Origin of the sequence: Streptomyces sp. NBC_01716 (genome assembly GCF_036248275.1) — a bacterium.
Taxonomy (GTDB): domain Bacteria; phylum Actinomycetota; class Actinomycetes; order Streptomycetales; family Streptomycetaceae; genus Streptomyces.
This window is the reverse complement of sequence record NZ_CP109181.1, coordinates 1,995,045-2,011,038: the sequence shown is the minus strand read 5'-3', so window position 1 is coordinate 2,011,038 and position 15,994 is coordinate 1,995,045. Positions and strand designations below refer to the sequence as shown.

The 15,994-nt window shown below is 70.1% G+C and carries 14 protein-coding genes; 8 read left to right on the top strand and 6 right to left on the bottom strand.

Annotated elements, in window-relative coordinates; translation table 11 throughout:
• Window positions 1–22 precede the first annotated feature (22 nt).
• From OIE74_RS08625 to OIE74_RS08600, 6 genes are all read left to right on the top strand, one after another.
• Window positions 23–991, top strand: coding sequence for a hypothetical protein (locus OIE74_RS08625; protein ID WP_329380333.1), 969 nt, complete (start codon window positions 23–25; stop codon window positions 989–991).
• Between the two features lie 162 nt (window positions 992–1,153).
• Window positions 1,154–2,560, top strand: a complete 1,407-nt coding sequence (locus OIE74_RS08620; RefSeq protein WP_329380330.1) for an Ig-like domain-containing protein — start codon at window positions 1,154–1,156, stop codon at window positions 2,558–2,560.
• A gap of 135 nt (window positions 2,561–2,695) precedes the next feature.
• Complete coding sequence (locus OIE74_RS08615; protein WP_329380327.1) at window positions 2,696–3,658, top strand: sortase; 963 nt, start codon at window positions 2,696–2,698, stop codon at window positions 3,656–3,658.
• A gap of 48 nt (window positions 3,659–3,706) precedes the next feature.
• Entirely contained in the window at window positions 3,707–4,537 is an 831-nt protein-coding gene (locus tag OIE74_RS08610; protein ID WP_329380323.1) for a phosphate ABC transporter ATP-binding protein, read from the top strand.
• Complete coding sequence (locus tag OIE74_RS08605; protein WP_329380320.1) at window positions 4,534–5,280, top strand: hypothetical protein; 747 nt, start codon at window positions 4,534–4,536, stop codon at window positions 5,278–5,280. The genes OIE74_RS08610 and OIE74_RS08605 overlap by 4 nt, the downstream gene beginning before the upstream one ends.
• A gap of 106 nt (window positions 5,281–5,386) precedes the next feature.
• Window positions 5,387–5,680, top strand: a complete 294-nt coding sequence (locus OIE74_RS08600) for a helix-hairpin-helix domain-containing protein (protein ID WP_329380318.1) — start codon at window positions 5,387–5,389, stop codon at window positions 5,678–5,680.
• Between the two features lie 22 nt (window positions 5,681–5,702).
• Here OIE74_RS08600 and OIE74_RS08595 read toward each other — a convergent pair whose 3' ends face one another.
• The 3 genes from OIE74_RS08595 to OIE74_RS08585 form a co-directional block, all read right to left on the bottom strand.
• Window positions 5,703–6,290 carry a TetR family transcriptional regulator gene (locus OIE74_RS08595; RefSeq protein WP_329380316.1) on the bottom strand — a complete coding sequence of 196 codons (588 nt, stop codon included), beginning with the start codon at window positions 6,288–6,290 and terminating at the stop codon, window positions 5,703–5,705.
• A 9-nt stretch (window positions 6,291–6,299) separates the two neighbouring features.
• On the bottom strand, window positions 6,300–7,367 hold the full coding sequence (locus OIE74_RS08590; RefSeq protein WP_329380313.1) for an NAD(P)-dependent alcohol dehydrogenase: 1,068 nt from the start codon (window positions 7,365–7,367) through the stop codon (window positions 6,300–6,302).
• A gap of 178 nt (window positions 7,368–7,545) precedes the next feature.
• Complete coding sequence (locus OIE74_RS08585) at window positions 7,546–8,925, bottom strand: VWA domain-containing protein (protein ID WP_329380310.1); 1,380 nt, start codon at window positions 8,923–8,925, stop codon at window positions 7,546–7,548.
• 160 nt (window positions 8,926–9,085) lie between these two features.
• Here OIE74_RS08585 and OIE74_RS08580 point away from each other — a divergent pair, with 160 nt between their 5' ends.
• The gene (locus OIE74_RS08580; RefSeq protein WP_329380307.1) at window positions 9,086–9,352 is read left to right on the top strand and encodes a UBP-type zinc finger domain-containing protein; all 267 of its coding nucleotides are present in this window, start codon (window positions 9,086–9,088) and stop codon (window positions 9,350–9,352) included.
• Here the strand turns inward: OIE74_RS08580 and OIE74_RS08575 are convergent.
• Both OIE74_RS08575 and OIE74_RS08570 read right to left on the bottom strand, forming a co-directional pair.
• Window positions 9,337–10,860 carry an ATP-binding protein gene (locus OIE74_RS08575; protein WP_329380303.1) on the bottom strand — a complete coding sequence of 508 codons (1,524 nt, stop codon included), beginning with the start codon at window positions 10,858–10,860 and terminating at the stop codon, window positions 9,337–9,339. The two genes, OIE74_RS08580 and OIE74_RS08575, sit on opposite strands and share 16 nt — an antisense overlap.
• Window positions 10,857–12,515 carry an FAD-dependent oxidoreductase gene (locus OIE74_RS08570; RefSeq protein WP_329380300.1) on the bottom strand — a complete coding sequence of 553 codons (1,659 nt, stop codon included), beginning with the start codon at window positions 12,513–12,515 and terminating at the stop codon, window positions 10,857–10,859. Before OIE74_RS08570 ends, OIE74_RS08575 begins: the two co-directional genes overlap by 4 nt.
• A 261-nt stretch (window positions 12,516–12,776) precedes the next feature.
• Here OIE74_RS08570 and OIE74_RS08565 point away from each other — a divergent pair, with 261 nt between their 5' ends.
• Window positions 12,777–14,675, top strand: a complete 1,899-nt coding sequence (locus OIE74_RS08565) for a glycosyl hydrolase family 28-related protein (protein WP_329380297.1) — start codon at window positions 12,777–12,779, stop codon at window positions 14,673–14,675.
• A gap of 115 nt (window positions 14,676–14,790) precedes the next feature.
• Here OIE74_RS08565 and OIE74_RS08560 read toward each other — a convergent pair whose 3' ends face one another.
• Entirely contained in the window at window positions 14,791–15,438 is a 648-nt protein-coding gene (locus tag OIE74_RS08560) for a ScbR family autoregulator-binding transcription factor (protein WP_329380294.1), read from the bottom strand.
• Between the last annotated feature and the right edge of the window lie 556 nt (window positions 15,439–15,994).

Genomic DNA, 15,994 nt, shown 5'->3' with positions numbered 1-15,994 from the left:
GTAATGACGGAGGAGAACAGAAGTGAACGTCAAGTCCCGCGTACGTATCGGTGCCCTGGTCGGCGCCACCGCTCTCGCCCTGGGCGCCCTGGCCGTTCCGGCCCAGGCCGACGTGCCGCCCGGCGAGTACCGTGTGCTCGCCGGTGTCGGCTCGGACACGACCCAGGACGTGTTCAACGGTCTCGGCAACGCCGTCGCCGGCGGTGACCTCATCGCGTCGTACAACGCCACGGGCACGACCACGATCAAGACGCGCGCCACGAACTGTGAGATCCCCCGCCCGAACGGTTCCTCGGCCGGGATCAACGCGCTGCGCAACGCGGTCGACAACAACACGGGTTGCCTGGACTTCGCGCGCTCCTCGCGCGGTGTCAACAATGACTCGACGACCGACCTGACCTGGATCCCGTTCGCCAAGGACGCGGTGACCTTCGCGGTCCGCGGCGACAGCGACCTGCCCACCGCGCTCACCACGCAGCAGCTCACGGACATCTACACCTGCGACCTCGACGAGCTCAACGGTGTCGCGCTCACCCCGCTGCTGCCGCAGGCCGGCTCCGGCACCCGCTCCTTCTTCCTGGGCGCCCTGGGTCTGACCGAGGACACCTTCGGCCCGTGTGTCGACGACACGGTCCAGGAGCACAACGGTGAGGAGCTGGACAGCGAGGGCGACATCGCCCCGTACTCCATCGCCCAGTACATCGCCCAGGGCAACCAGCCCGGCGATGTCATCGACCGTCGCGGCTTCTCCGTGCTCGGCTCGGTGGACGGCGCCCAGCCGACGCTGGCCGACGGCAAGCTGAACACCGCGTTCCCGTTCAACCGTGACGTCTACAACGTCGTCCCGACCGAGAACCTGGACCTCCCGAACATCGAGGCGGCCTTCGTGACCGGCAACTCCCTGGTCTGCGACCAGGACGCCGTCATCGAGGAGTACGGCTTCGGCACCGTCGCCAACTGCGGCAGCACCGTCCTGAAGGGCGAGAGCTGATCACCACCGACTGACCGGCACGACGGCCGGACACCCCTCGGGGTGTCCGGCCACCCGGCGTACCCGGCGACGGGCACGCCACCTACCGCGTCGAAGACCGCGCCACCGACCACGCACAACTCAACTGACCCGACAGACAGTCCTATTGGGGGGCAACCCACCATGAGTAACACCGCACCGCCCGGCTCGTCGTCCAGAACGCCCACGCTCCTGCTGATCGGCTCGCTGCTGCTGGCAGTGGCCGCCGCCGTGCTCGGTCTCGCCCCCCAGGCCCGAGCGGCCGGGGACATCGGCGAGCTGACGTTCCCGGCGACCTCGGGCAAGATCGCCGACAACCCGACCTTCCCCAAAGTCGCCACTGAGGCCGCGTGCCCCACCGCCACCGCGGCGCAGCTCGACCTGACCCTGGTCCGCGCCTCGGGCGGCACGCTGCTGCTCGGCAGGACGAAGGAGGGCGCGCCGTACGACCAGGGCCCGGTCGCGGCCGACATCCCCGTGGGGACCGCGCTGGAGACGCGACTGCGCACCGTGACCCCCACCGGTTCGCTCGACGGCACCTACGAGATCCGGCTCTTCTGCCGCAACGCCACCAACGTCGGATTCGACTACTTCAGCGCCCAGATCCAGGTCACCGGTGACTCCTGGGCGGTCAAGGCCGCCGCGGCCGACCCGACCACGACGACTCTCACCGCGACCCCGGCGAACACCTCACCGGCGGGTGCGGAGGTCAAGCTGACGGCCGCCGTCACGCCCGCCGGAGCGGCGGGCAAGGTGACGTTCCTCGACGGCGCCACCGAACTGGGCGCCGTCGATGTCGGCGCGGGCGCCGCCGAGTTGAAGACGAAGACGCTCGCGGCGGGACCGCACACCCTGACGGCGAAGTACGTTCCGACGGACCCGGCCGCGTACGCCCCCTCGGACTCGGCGGCCGTCTCGTACACGGTAACCCCGGTCGGCTCCTCGCCGCCGCCGAGCTCGGATCCGGACCCCGACCCGGACCCGAGCGAGACCGAGCCCGCCGACCTCGACGTCACCGACCAGGACGGCAACACGCTGGACGTCAATCCGACCCTCACCGCCGGGCAGACCGTCCTGATCACCGCCCGCGGCTACACCGATGACGCCAAGGTCAAGGTCGCGCTCGCCGACAGCGAGGAGTCCTTCCCGGACGCCGCGGCCGACGGTGAAGGCACCGTGAGCGACTACGAGTTCAAGGTCCCCGACGCGCTGGCGGACGGCTCGTACACCCTCACGCTCACCGAGGACAAGGCGGACGGCCACAGCGTCGAGTTCGTCTTCACCCTCGGCGAGGCACCGGATCCCGACCCCAGCCCGAGTGACACGGCCGGTGCCGACGGCGGCACCGCAGACGGCGGCTCGACGGACGGAGCGAGCGGCGGGTCCGACAGCGGCGGCGCCGGCGGTTCCGGTGGCGGCGACGGCGGCTCGGGCGGGCTCGCGTCGACCGGCGGCAGCGCCCTGTCGCTGGCTCTGGCCGCGCTCTCCCTGTGCGGCCTCGGCGCGGCGTTCGTGCTGCGCGCCCGCCGCGGGGGACTGCTCAGGTTCTGACGTGCGGGGGAGGGGCGGCCGGGCACGGCACCCGCCCCCGGCCGCCCCGCCCCCGTACCGAAGCCCCGGCCTGATCCGGCCTGATCCACAACACATCCCCCATCCCAGTCCCGCCCCGCGAGGAGCGCATCCGACGTGACGACCGTGTTGACACCGCCACCGTCTCCGCCACCGCCTTCATCGGCCGTCCCGCCACCGCCCGCCCCGGCGACCGCGCCCCCGCCGGGCCCCGGGGGCGGTCGGCCCCCGGCCCGCCCCGGACTCGCGTTCGCCGGGGCGGCGCTGTGCGTGCTCGCCGCCGTCCTGCTCGGCTTCGCCGCCAACCTCACCGTCGTCGGGCATCTCCAGCACGCCCGCGACCAGCAGACCGCCTACGACGAGCTGCGCAAGCAACTCGCCCTCGGCACCGCCCCGGTGGGCCAGCGGACCTACGACGGCAAGACCCTCGCCATGGGCGCGCCCGTCGCGCTCCTGCGTATCCCCTCCCTCGGGCTGCGTGAGGTGGTCGGCGAGGGCACCACGTCCGGCGTCCTCATGTCGGGGCCCGGCCACCGCCGCGACACGGCGCTGCCCGGCCAGGAGGGCACCAGCGTGATCATGGGCCGCCAGTGGGGTTACGGCAGCCCGTTCAACGCGCTCGGCAAGCTCCTCCCCGGCACACCCATCGAGGTGACGACCGGTCAGGGCGAGGCCGTCTACGAGGTGTTGGGGGTACGGCGCCCCGGCGACAAGCTGCCCGCCCCGCTCGCCCAGGGCCGCGGCCGGCTCACCCTCATGACCGCGTCCGGCGCCCCGTACACCCCCGCCGGGGTGCTCCGGGTCGACGCCGCGCTCACCACCCCGGTCCAGCCCAGCCCGCCCCGGCCGCTGCGCAGCGGCTGGATCAGCCCCGCCGAGGAGGCGCTCGCCGGCGACAACGGCGCCTGGCTCGCGGTCTTCCTCTGGTCGCAGGGCCTGCTGATCGCCGCCCTCCTCACCGTCTGGCTGCACCGGGTGTGGGGGACCTGGCAGACGTGGATCGCCGCCGGACCCGTGCTGGTCGCACTCGGTATCGCCGTCTCCGGCGCCGCCACCCGGATCCTGCCCAACCTGCTCTGAACAGCCTGCTCTGTACAACCTGCCCCGAAGGAACGGGAGTTGGTCACCATGACCGCCGTCACGACAGCCCTGTCCACGGCCGCCACGAGCAGCCGCGCGGCGTCCCCCGCGACGCTCGAAGCCGAGGAGATCTCCGCCTGGTTCGCCGACCACAAGGTCCTCGACCGGGTCTCGCTCACCATGCCCGCGCTGGAGGTCACCGCCCTCATCGGTCCGTCCGGCTGCGGCAAATCGACCTTCCTGCGCATCCTCAACCGGATGCACGAACTGATCGGCTCCGCCTCGCTCGCCGGCCGGGTGCTGCTCGACGGCGAGGACATCTACGACCGGGGCCGCCGCATCACCCGCGCCCGCCGCGAGATCGGCATGGTCTTCCAGAAGCCCAACCCGTTCCCCGCGATGTCGCTGTACGACAACGTCCTCGCGGGCCTGAAGCTCAACGGCATCCGCGCCAACAGCTCCGGCAAGGACGACCTCGTCGAGGAGTGCCTGACCAAGGCCGGCCTCTGGCGCGAGGTCAAGGACCGGCTCCGCCAGCCCGGCGGCGCGCTCTCCGGCGGCCAGCAGCAACGCCTGTGCATCGCACGGTCGTTGGCGGTACGCCCCCGGGTGCTGCTGATGGACGAGCCCTGCTCCGCGCTCGACCCGACCTCCACGCGCCGTATCGAGGAGACCATCGCCGACCTCAAGGAGGAGGTCACCATCGTCATCGTCACCCACAACATGCAGCAGGCGGCCCGCGTCTCGGACAACTGCGCGTTCTTCCTCGCCGAACAGGGCACACCCGGTGTGATCGTCGAGCACGGGACGACCGACGCCATGTTCAACTTCCCCCAGGACAGCCGGACTTCGGACTACGTGAACGGCCGCTTCGGATGACGGCACGCGGGCGCCGACGCCGGCGCGCAGCGGCCCTGTGCACGCTGCTCCTCGCGCTCTCCGCGTGCGGTACGGCCCCGGGCCCCGGCCCCTCGGCCTACGAGGCCGCGCGCCACGCCACGTCGTCCACCGCGCCGCCGGCCGTGGAGCCGCCCCGGCCCGAGCCGCCCGCGCCCCGCTCGACAACGCCGCCACCTCCCTCCCCGCGTACGACGGCCGCGCTCCCCGGCACACCGCGCGTCCCCTCCCGCACGCCCGAGCCGGCGGCGCCCCGCGCCCCGGCCCGCCCGACCCTTGGCCCGAGCACCCCGAAGTCCCCGCCCCCCAAGTCCCCCTCCGCGAAGCCGTCCGCCAGGCCGAGCACGACCGCCCGGCCCACCGGCACCACGCTGCGGATCGGATCATGGTCGGCCAGGATCGTCCGCGGGGGCCAGGAAGCCGTCGACGCCTGCCGCGACGCCGTCCAGTGGACGGGCCCGGACCTCGGCACGGAGGACGGCTACGCGATGCGTACGGCGGTCGTCGTCGGCCACGACTTCTGCGGCTTCGGACAGCTCGCGACACTGGCGATCGGCACCGTGGTCACCGTGGAGACCCGACGCGAGGTGCTGCGCTACCGCGTCTACGCCCGCCACCTCACCCCTGGCCGCGGCGCCCCGGCCCACGGCCTCTACTGGGGCGATCTCACCCTCCAGTCCTGCGTGGGCCCGGACACGGGCTTCACCTATCTGGAACGGCTCTGAAGGCGGCGTCTCCCAGGGCGTCCGATTCGTTCAAGACCCGCCCCGGGCGCCCCGCCTACGGTGGCCGTATGAGCAGAGAAACGGACCAGTGGCAGGAGGGGCCCCGATGACCTCGTACGACGGATCCGACCTCACCCGGCTGGCCAACGTCGGCCGCTCCGTGGCCGGCCACTTCGGAACCATCGGCATCACCAGGGTCGCCCAGCTGGTGGACCAGGACCCGGTCGAGCTGTACGAGCGGATGTCGGCCGCCGCGGGCCGCAAGCACGACCCGTGCCTGCTCGACACGGTGATGTCCGCGGTGGACCAGGCGGAAGGCCGCCCCGCCCGCCCGTGGTGGCACTACACCCCCGAACGCAAGCGCCTCCAGGCGGGACAGGAAGCGGGGCAGCGAGGCTGACCCGGCGACGGGGCGCTCACGCTCACGGCGCGAACGCGCGCCCCACGGCGCGCGTCAGCGCCGTGCGGCGGCGGTCGTGGTCGGACTCCGGCTCGTCCCCGCTCGCGGTGAACATCACGCTGGCCGGCGACCAGGTCATCGACATGGCCGTGACCATGGCGAGCACCTCAGGCCCCGGGATCGTCGCGTCGACGAGGCCCGCATCCTGGGCGTCGGTGATCGAGCGCAGCTTCTCGGTGTCGTGCCCCGGCATGAAGTGGTACAGATCCCCGGTGGGGGTGCGTTCCAGCCGGGCCCAGGTGGCCAGCCGGACGAGCTCGGGATGGACGAGGTACGCGTCGTAGAGCCGTACCGCGTAGCCGGGGAGATCGTCGCCGGTGACGGGGACCGTACCGACGATCATCTCCAGATGCTCCGCGAAGACGGCGTCGAACAGCTTGTCCTTGCTGCCGAAGTACGCGTACAGCTGCGCTTTGTTGACCTGCGCGGCGGCGGAGATCCGGTCCACGCGGGCACCCGCGATGCCGTACGCGGCGAACTCCGCCGTCGCGGCGTCGAGCAGCCGCCGCCGGGACGCCTGTCCCGCGCTGGTGATCTGTCCCGTCTTCATGACCTCAGGCTAAACCAACTGGTTTGTCGCATCACCGGCGCCGTCACCCGCCGTCATGTCCAGGACGAAGCGGTACCGGACGTCGTTGCGTGCCAGCCGGTCCAGAGCCACGTTGACCTCGTCGGCGCGCATGAGCTCCACATCGGCGACGATCCCGTGCTCGGCGCAGAAGTCGAGCATCTCCCGCGTCTCGACGGTCCCGCCGCTCCCCGCGCCCGCCAGGGTCTTCGCGCCCTGGATCAGGCTGAGCGGGCTGACCGCGAAGTCCTCCGGCGGTATGCCCACGACGCACAGGGTGCCGTCCACCGCGAGCGCGGACAGGTACGGCTCCAGAGAGTGCGCGGAGCCGACGGTGTCGAGGATGAGATCGAAACGGCCCTCCTGCTCCGCCATCTGCTGCTCGTCCGTGGACAGCACCACCTCGTCCGCACCGAGCGCACGGGCCTCGTCCGCCTTGCCGGCCGTCCGCGTGAACTGGACGACCTCGGCGCCGAGATGATGGGCGATCTTCAGCGCGAGATGCCCGAGCCCGCCCATCCCGACGATGCCGACCCTGCGGCCGGGCGCGGCGCCCCACCGCTTCAGCGGCACGTACGTGGTGATGCCCGCGCACATCAGCGGCGCGACACCGGCCGGGTCGAGCCCCTCGGGCAGGTGGTACGTGAACTTCTCGGGCAGTACGTACTCCGAGGAGTAGCCGCCCCGCGTCGTCATGCCGTCCTTCGGGTCGGTGTTGCCGTAGGTCAGCGTGGGGAACCGCAGGCACAAGTTCTCCCGGCCCGCCAGACACGGCGGGCACTCGCCGCACGAGTCGATGATGTTGCCCACCGCCACCTTGTCGCCGACGGCGAACCGGGTCACGGCCTCGCCGACAGCGGTGATCTCGCCGACCATCTCGTGGCCGGGCACGACGGGGTACTCGCCGCCGTGGGCGACCGCGGAGTTGTCGGTGGCGCAGACGCCGCAGTAGTCCACCCGTACGGCCACGTCGTCGCCGCGCAGGTCACGGCGGGTGAAGTTCCAGGGCTCAAGCGGTCCGCCCTGTCGGTGCGCGGCCCATCCGGTGACGTTCCTCATGCCAGGGGTTCCTTTCGTGCCGTCTGCCGCCCGCCGCCCGCGAGCTGGACGGATCGCGAGCGGGCATGGTCAACTAACTAGTTTGTTGTCGCATAGGGAAACGTACCTAAGCGGACCTTCGATAGTCAAACAAACTAGTTTGTTTATCCGCCCCCGCCGCAGAGACGGGCCCCGGATCTCAGCGCAGGATCCCCGCCTGCCTTGCCTCCCTCAGCCACGACGGGAACTCAGACAGAAGCCGGTCGTACAGCTCCGGATCGGAGACGCTCTCGATGTCGTCCACGGCGAAGAAGCCCACGTTGTCGACGCGGCGGCCCGCCATCGTGTCGAAGCGTTGCAGCACTCCGTAGTTGGCCCGGCCCAGCCCGACGAACTGCCAGAAGATCGGCTCCTCGACGGCCGCGCGCAGCTGCTGCTCGATCTCGCTGTCGCGGTACACGCCGCCGTCGGAGAAGAACAGGACCAGCGTCGGCGCGGGCACGGGATTCGCGCCCACATACGCCCGCACCTCCGCGATGACCTTCTGCTCCTCGTTCTGGAAGCCGACCGCCCGCATGTCGACCTGCCCCGCCACCAGCCCCTTGGGCGGTTTCTTCCGGCCGAAGAGGCTCATCTGCCCCACCCGTACATGCAAGTTCAGCCACTCGGGCAGATCGCCGATCACCAGATCGGGCAGCCGGGCCGGATTGGTGGCGAACGTCCACGCCTGCATCTCGCCGTCGTCGTCCAGCTGCGCTGCCACGGCCGCCATCCGCTCGGCGACGTTCTTCACCACGCCGCGCGAGTAGAGGGCGGACATCGAGCCCGACGCGTCGAGGACGAGGATGACGCGCGCGACGACTCCGGTGACGCCGTGCTTGTCCAGGCTGACCGCGACCTGCTCCTTGCGCAGCGAGAGGCGCTTGCGCATGTCGACGGGAAGCCGCTCCTCACCCTTGGTGAGCCTGGCCGCGGGCCGGCCGGCGGGGGCCGGCTGAACCCTGGCCGGCGCCGGCGCCGGAGCGGGGGCCCGTACGGGCGCCGCCACCGGCGCGGGCTCCGGCTCCGCGTCCACCGTGATGCCGAAGTCCGTCGCCAGCCCCGCCAGCCCGCTCGCGTACCCCTGCCCGACGGCCCGGAACTTCCAGCCACCGGCCCGCCGGTACAGCTCCCCGCTGACGTACGCCGTCTCCGTACCCGCCGCCATGTCGAAGCGGGCCAGCTCCCGCCCCGACGCCACGTCCAGCACCAGCAGCCGCAGACCGGGCACCTGCCCGAACGTGCCCCCGTCGGCGGACGCGCACAGCGCCACGCGGTCGATGCCCGGCTCAAGACCGGCCAGGTTCACCTCGACCGAGTCAGCGCCGGGCTGCTTGCCGAGATGGCGTACGGCGTCGGAGGCGTGGCGCGGCTGGTTGTAGAAGACGAAGTCGCCGTCGGAGCGGACCTGTCCGGCGGGGGTCAGCAGCAGCGCGGAGGCGTCCACGTCCGGGACACCCGGCCCTGCCGACCAGCTGAGGACGGCCCGGACAGCGGGGACCGTTATCGGAAGATTGGCGCCTTTGCTCAGTGTCGTCACGGCAGCCAGTGTGCCCGCCGCCGCACCGGAAGTCTGCGGTCTTCACGGACTTCACGGACTTCGTGGACTCCGGGCCCGCCCGCCCGGTGGAGCCCGTAAGGCTCCCGTACACCCCTTCTTCACCGTGCTGATGGCGGCCCCGCGCAGTACCCTCGGCGGCATGGGTACATGTACAGATCTCGCCAACGCGAACGCTGACGTGGCGCCCCTCTCGCCCGCCGACGAGTGCGTCGACTGTGTCGCGCTCGACCGCAGGGACTGGGTGCATCTGCGACTGTGTCTCACCTGCGGTCATGTCGGATGCTGCGACAGCTCGCCGCTTCGGCACGCTTCCGAGCACTTCACACAGAACGGTCACCCCGTCATGCGCTCCCTGGAGCCCGGCGAGGACTGGCGCTGGTGCTTCACCCATCAGCTGCTGGGCTGACCGCCCCCGGACGTCCGGCCGGACGCCCGGCCTCCCGAGTCCCGCTCGGTCGACGGCCCCTGCTCGGACACCTGGCCGGTCGGCTCCTGCCCGATCGGCAGGCAGACCTGGAAGCGGGTGTCTCCCGGGCGTGAGCTGACCCTGAGATCACCGTGGTGCTTGTTGACCACGATCCGGTACGAGATGTCCAGGCCGAGCCCCGTCCCCTCACCCACCTGTTTCGTGGTGAAGAACGGCTCGAAGATCCGTGGCCGCACCTCGTCCGAGATCCCCACCCCCGTGTCCGCGATCTCCACCAGCAGCCGCTCGTCCTCGCGCCAGGTGCGCAGCGTGAGCGTGCCGCCGTCGGGCATCGCGTCCAGCGCGTTGACGATCAGATTCGTCCACACCTGGTTCAGCTCCGCGCCGTACGCGGGGATCGACGGCAGGTCCCGGTCGAACTCCCGTACCACCCGTACCGACTTGGGGATCTTGGCCTGGAGCATCGTCAGCGTGGCGTCGAGCAGGGCGTGCACATCGACGATCTGCAGCGGTGTCCGGTCGAGCTGCGAGTACTGCCTGGCCGCCCCGACCAGCTCCGAGATCCGCTCCACGGAGTCGTCGATCTCGCCCATCATCAGCTCGGTGTCGATGGTGTACGTGATCCAGCGCACCGCCGCGTCGAGATGCTCCGAGCCGACCGTCCTGGCCGCACCCTCCAGCCACTTCACCTCGATGCCCGCGGCCACCAGCGACGGCGCCAGGTCCCAGGCCCGCGCGATGTCGTGCTCCTCCAGCCAGTCGCTGACGGTGTCCTCGGCGTCGGCCGCCTCCATCGCGGTCATGCTCACCCCCGTCGCTGCCTGCCGCACGGCGTCGTCCTGGAGCCCCACCAGACGGTGCAGTCCGGCTCCGTCGACCCGGCCGTCGGCGATCATGGCCAGTTTGTGCCGCATACCGGTGACCCGCTCGCGCAGCCCGGCCGTCGCCCGCAGCGCCGCCGCCGCGGGATTGTTCAGCTCATGGGTGAGACCGGCGGAGAGCGACGCCAGGGCCAGCAGCCGCTCCCGCTCGCTGACGATCGCGTTGGCCGCGCGCGTACCGAAGAACAGGCCCTCCAGCAGATGCAGCGCCATCGGGAACCAGGTGCGGATCGCCCACGCGAACTCCTCGGCGGGCAGGACGAAGAACTCGGCATCACTGACGGCCCGCATGGTGTGCTGATAGGTCTGCTCGACCCGCTCGCCCAGATACGAGCGCGTGGCGCCGCTGTAGACGCCCCGCTGGTCGGTCCTGTTGACCTCGACGTCGTCGCCGTGCAGGACGCGGTGGAGCGAGAGGGCCCCGCCGAGCAGGACATAGAAGCAGGTGGCCTGCTCGCCCTCCCGGTAGACCACCTCACCGGCGTCGAACCGCTCCACCCGGCCGCGCTCGGCCAGCCAGCCGAGCTGTTCGAGGCTGAGCGCCTCGAACAGGAAGAGGGTGCGCAGCTGGTCCGGTGCCAGCCGGCCCTCCGGGGATGTGGTCACTGTGCCTCCAGATATCGGTGCACCAGGGAGACGGCCATGGCGCCTTCGCCGACGGCCGAGGCGACGCGCTTGACCGAGGCCGCGCGTACGTCGCCGGCGGCGAAGACGCCCGGGACGCTCGTCTCCAGGTGGTAGGGGTCGCGTGGCAGCCGCCAGCCCGGCGGGCGCTGCCCGCTCGTCATGAGGTCCGTCCCGGTCAGGACGAATCCGCGCTCGTCGCGCGTGACGCAGCCGTCCAGCCAGTCCGTGCGGGGCTCGGCACCGATGAAGACGAACAGCCACGACGTGGGCACGTCCCAGCTCTCCCCGGAACGGCTGTCGCGCAGGGTCAGGCTCTGCAGATGCCCCTCGCCCTCCGCGCAGGTCACCTCGGTCCACGGGTGGACCTCGATGGCGGGGATGTCGTGGATCTGGTCGATCAGATAGCTCGACATGGAACGCGTCAGATCGCCCTGACGGATCAGCATGTGGACGCGGCGCGCGTAGCGGGAGAAGTAGACGGCCGCCTGGCCCGCCGAGTTGGCGCCGCCGACGATGTAGACGTCCTGGTCGGAGCAGTTGATCGCCTCGGTGACGGTCGACCCGTAGAAGACCCCCGTGCCGGTCAGCTCCTCCACACCGTCCGCGCCCAGCCGCCGGTAGGAGACGCCGGTGGCGAGGACCACGGTGTGCGCGGTGACGGAGTTCGACTCGCCCAGCCGCAGCACCCGGCCGGAGCCCGCCGCGGCCAGCGAGACGGCCCGCTGGGTGCTGAGGATCTCCGCCCCGAACTTGAGCGCCTGCCGGCGGGCCCGCTCCGTGAGCTGCTGTCCGGAAACGCCGTCGGGGAAGCCCAGATAGTTCTCGATCCTGCTGCTCTGGCCGGCCTGGCCGCCCGTGGCCTGCTGCTCCACCAGCAGCGTACGGAGCCCTTCGGACGCGCCGTAGACGGCCGCGCCCAGCCCGGCGGGACCGCCACCGACGACGACCAGGTCGTAGAAGTCGGAGGCCGGTACGGTGCTCAGCCCGACGTGCGCGGCGAGTTCCCGCTCGGAGGGGTGCACCAGCGTCTTGCCGTCGGAGGTGACCACCATCGGCACGTCCGCCCCGCTGAGCCCGGCGGCGCTCAGCAGCCGGGTGCCCTCCGGCTCGTTGGAGAGCAGCCACCGGAACGGCACCAGATTGCGGGCGAGGAAGTCGCGTACGGCGAAGGACGGCGCCGACCACCGGTGGCCGACCACGCGGGTCTCGGTGGCGACCGGGTCCGGGGTGGCGAGCCACAGTTCCAGCAGCGAGTCGATCACGGGGTAGAGGTTCTGCTCCGGCGGGCTCCACGGCTTGAGCAGATAGTGGTCGAGGTCCACGACGTTGATGGCGTCGATCGCGGCCTCGGTGTCCGCGTACGCGGTGAGCAGCACCCGGCGGGCCAGCGGGAACAGATCCATCGCGGCTTCCAGGAACTCCAGGCCGTTCATATGGGGCATCCGGTAGTCGGCCAGCATGACCGCGAGCTGGTCCCCACGCAGTTTGATCTCCCGCAGCGCCTCCAGGGCCTCCTCGCCCGACACGGCGCGTACCACGCGGTAGCTCTCGCCGTAATGCCGCCGGATGTCGCGGGCGACGGCTCGTGAGACGGCCGGATCGTCGTCGACGGTCAGGATTGTCGGATTCGCCATACCTCCATCATCGCCCCTGACGGCGCGGGGTGCGGGGTCTTCGCGCGTACGCCGGTCCCGCGTCCGGCGGGGCCCCGCGCCAAGTCCGGGTCCGACGCGGACTGTTGACAAACCCGTGACATGCTTGAAAACTCTCACTGCCTGATCGCATGACCTGAACTGCCAAGCTCAATTAATTGCGGTTCTCTTGCAAGATGCCGTCCACCCCCACCGCGGACCGGCATTTCTCACTCTGTCGACCCCACGGAAACAGAGGACATCATGAAGTCGAAGCACCTGAGACGACGACTGATCACTGGCATGTCCATGACTGGCTTGCTCGTCGTCGGACTCCTGCCCGCCGCCTCAGCCTCAGCCCCCGCGCAGGCCCAGGCCCCCGCGCCGGTGGCCGAGCGCGGGGCGACGCTTCCGTACGTCGAGTACGAGGCCGAAGCCGCCGACTACGAGGGCACGTTGCTGGAGGCGGACCCCAAACGCACCTTCGGGCACACCAACTTCGGCAGCGAGTCGTCCGGCCGTAAATCGGTGCGCCTGGACAACTCCGGGCAGTTCGTGGAGTTCACCTCCACCAACGACGCCAACTCGATCGTCGTACGCAACTCCATACCCGACGCGCCGGGCGGCGGTGGCATCGACGCCACCCTCAGCCTCTACGCCGACGGCGCCTTCGTGCAGAAGCTGGACCTCTCCTCCAAGCACAGCTGGCTGTACGGCAACACCGACGATCCCGAGTCACTGACCAACACACCCCAGGCGGACGCCCGCAGGCTCTTCGACGAGTCGCACGCGCTGCTGGAGAAGAGCTATCCGGCGGGCACGAAGTTCAAGCTCCAGCGCGACGCGGACGACTCCGCGCCGTTCTACATCGTCGACCTGATCGACCTGGAGCAGGTGGCGCCGCCCGCGGCCAAGCCGGCCGAGTGCACCTCGATCACCGAGTACGGGGCGGTCCCGGACGACGGCAACGACGACACCAAGGCCATCCAGGACGCGGTGACCGCCGACCAGAACGGCGACATCGACTGCGTCTGGATCCCGGCGGGCCAGTGGCGCCAGGAACAGAAGATCCTGACCGACGACCCGCAGAACCAGGGCCAGTACAACCAGATCGGCATCAAGAACGTCACCGTCCGCGGCGCGGGTATGTGGCACTCGCAGCTCTACACGCTCACCGAGCCGCAGAACGCGGGCGGGATCAACCATCCGCACGAGGGCAACTTCGGCTTCGACATCGACGACAACACCCAGATCTCCGACATCGCGATCTTCGGCTCCGGCCGGATCCGCGGCGGCGGGGGAGCCGAGGGCGGCGTGGGCCTCAACGGCCGCTTCGGGCAGAACACCAAGATCAGAGACGTCTGGATCGAGCACGCCAACGTCGGTGTCTGGGTCGGCCGCGACTACGACAACATCCCGGCGCTCTGGGGTCCCGCCGACGGCCTTCAGTTCAGCGGGATGCGGATCCGGAACACGTACGCCGACGGCATCAACTTCACCAACGGCACCCGTAATTCATCGGTGGACAACTCGTCCTTCCGCACCACGGGCGACGATTCACTCGCCGTCTGGGCCAACCGGTACGTCAAGGACCCGGCCGTGGACATCGCGCACGACAACTCGTTCACCGACAACACGATCCAGCTGCCGTGGCGGGCCAACGGCGTCGCGATATACGGCGGTTACGGCAACAAGGTGCAGAACAACCTGATCGCCGACACGGCCAACTATCCCGGCATCATGCTGGCGACCGACCACGACCCGCTGCCGTTCTCGGGCGAGACCCTGCTCACCGGAAACGCCCTCCACCGCACGGGTGGCGCCTTCTGGAACGAGGACCAGGAATTCGGCGCGATCACCATCTTCCCGGCGAGCCGGGACATCACCGGCGTGAAGATCAGGGACACCGAGATCTCCGACTCCACGTATGACGGCATCCAGTTCAAGAACGGCGGTGGCAACGTACCGGACGTCGAGATCAGCGACGTGACCATCGACAAGTCCAACAACGGTTCGGGAATCCTGGCGATGGGTGGTGCCCGCGGCAGCGCGACGCTGACGGGAGTGACCATCACGAACTCGGCCGAGGGCGATGTCCTCGTAGAGCCGGGATCGGCCTTTGTCATCAACGGCTTCCCCGGCACGCGGCGGACCGCCAACTGACCCGCGGGACCGGCCCGTTCGACGCCTTCCGTACCGCTCCCGAGTAAGGAGCCCGCGGAAGGCGTCGAGTCTTTTTGGGACAGAACGAGCGACTCATAAAACAGAGTGGTCGGTTTTATTTGTCCTGGAGGGCTTCGATCTCCGCGTAAATCCGCTCACCCCGGTCCGGCGCCATGTCCAGCCTCGCCAGCACCGCCGGCACGGCGATGCTCGGCAGCACATGGTTGAGAAGCACCGAGATCCGGTGGTCGAGATCCGCGCGGTCGCACAGGACATGGGACATCGTCTGCACGCCGGCGAAGGCGCCGGTGAACAGCTCGGCGGTCTCCCTGAGGTTCACATGGGGCAGGAGTTCGCCCTGCTCCTTCGCCTGGCGCAGCATGTCCTCGTTCTGCGCCACCCACGACTCGAACGGTGTGCCGCGGTTGATGCCGAGTGCGCCCTGGTCGAGCGCCAGGCCCGTACTGGCTCTGACCAGCGGGTCGTGGCGCAGCCGGTGTGCGAGGACCATGCCCTGGTCCACGAGCAGCTGTAGTTTGCTGCTCTGCTCGGGGAACGGTCCGATCGCCAGTTGGGCGTCGAGGACCCCGAGCGCGAGGTCTTCCTTCGAGGTGAAGTGGAAGTACAGGGCGCCCTTGGTCACCCCCGCCCGCGTGAGGATCTCGCCGACGGTGGCCGAGTTGTAGCCGCGCTCGTCGAAGACGGCCGCCGCCGCTTCGAGGATCGACCGGCGGGTCCGGATTGCACGGTCTTGCTGCGCCATCGGGCTCCCTCCTGCCTTGCATGGATTTGTAGTCGGGCTGTGACGACAGGTATTGAAAAACAAACCGCTTCGTACGTATCTTATAACGGAGCTGGACGGCTCCACCTACACCTTTGCCGGACGACTGGGCACAGTTGACCAGCACCGAAGCAGTCCGAGACCACGCGGCAGGCAACCATGATGCTGGCCCACGCGGAGTCTCGCGACGGTCGGCGTCCGGGTCGCCGGGACCCAGGACGGCGTTCTCCGTTGCGGTGGAATCCGAATTCTGACGGGACCTGACCATTCCCTGACGCGGGGCCTCTTGAAAGCAACTCCCAGGGTGGGGACGCTTGTTCGGTACGTTCCGAATGTTCCGCACATTCCGCGCTCAGGGCTCTGCTGCCCGAGCAATTCGGCCGTGACTCGGGGGGCACGCCGTCTGCCGAGCAGGCTGCTCCCCCCAGACCGGCCGGATGACCAGGCCGGCGCGGGGCCGGGAAACCACCCCGCCCCGCCCTATTGGAAAAAGCTCATTTGTCCATTTTGTGGTGCGGTCGTTATGGGTATTTCGAGC

Excerpts from the sequence above, each read along its gene's own strand:
- OIE74_RS08620 (WP_329380330.1), top strand. The coding sequence starts at position 1,154 with ATGAGTAACACCGCACCGCCCGGCTCGTCGTCCAGAACGCCCACGCTC.
- OIE74_RS08610 (WP_329380323.1), top strand. The coding sequence starts at position 3,707 with ATGACCGCCGTCACGACAGCCCTGTCCACGGCCGCCACGAGCAGCCGC.
- OIE74_RS08605 (WP_329380320.1), top strand. The coding sequence starts at position 4,534 with ATGACGGCACGCGGGCGCCGACGCCGGCGCGCAGCGGCCCTGTGCACG.
- OIE74_RS08600 (WP_329380318.1), top strand. The coding sequence starts at position 5,387 with ATGACCTCGTACGACGGATCCGACCTCACCCGGCTGGCCAACGTCGGC.
- OIE74_RS08595 (WP_329380316.1), bottom strand. The coding sequence starts at position 6,290 with ATGAAGACGGGACAGATCACCAGCGCGGGACAGGCGTCCCGGCGGCGG.
- OIE74_RS08590 (WP_329380313.1), bottom strand. The coding sequence starts at position 7,367 with ATGAGGAACGTCACCGGATGGGCCGCGCACCGACAGGGCGGACCGCTT.
- OIE74_RS08580 (WP_329380307.1), top strand. The coding sequence starts at position 9,086 with ATGGGTACATGTACAGATCTCGCCAACGCGAACGCTGACGTGGCGCCC.
- OIE74_RS08570 (WP_329380300.1), bottom strand. The coding sequence starts at position 12,515 with ATGGCGAATCCGACAATCCTGACCGTCGACGACGATCCGGCCGTCTCA.
- OIE74_RS08565 (WP_329380297.1), top strand. The coding sequence starts at position 12,777 with ATGAAGTCGAAGCACCTGAGACGACGACTGATCACTGGCATGTCCATG.
- OIE74_RS08560 (WP_329380294.1), bottom strand. The coding sequence starts at position 15,438 with ATGGCGCAGCAAGACCGTGCAATCCGGACCCGCCGGTCGATCCTCGAA.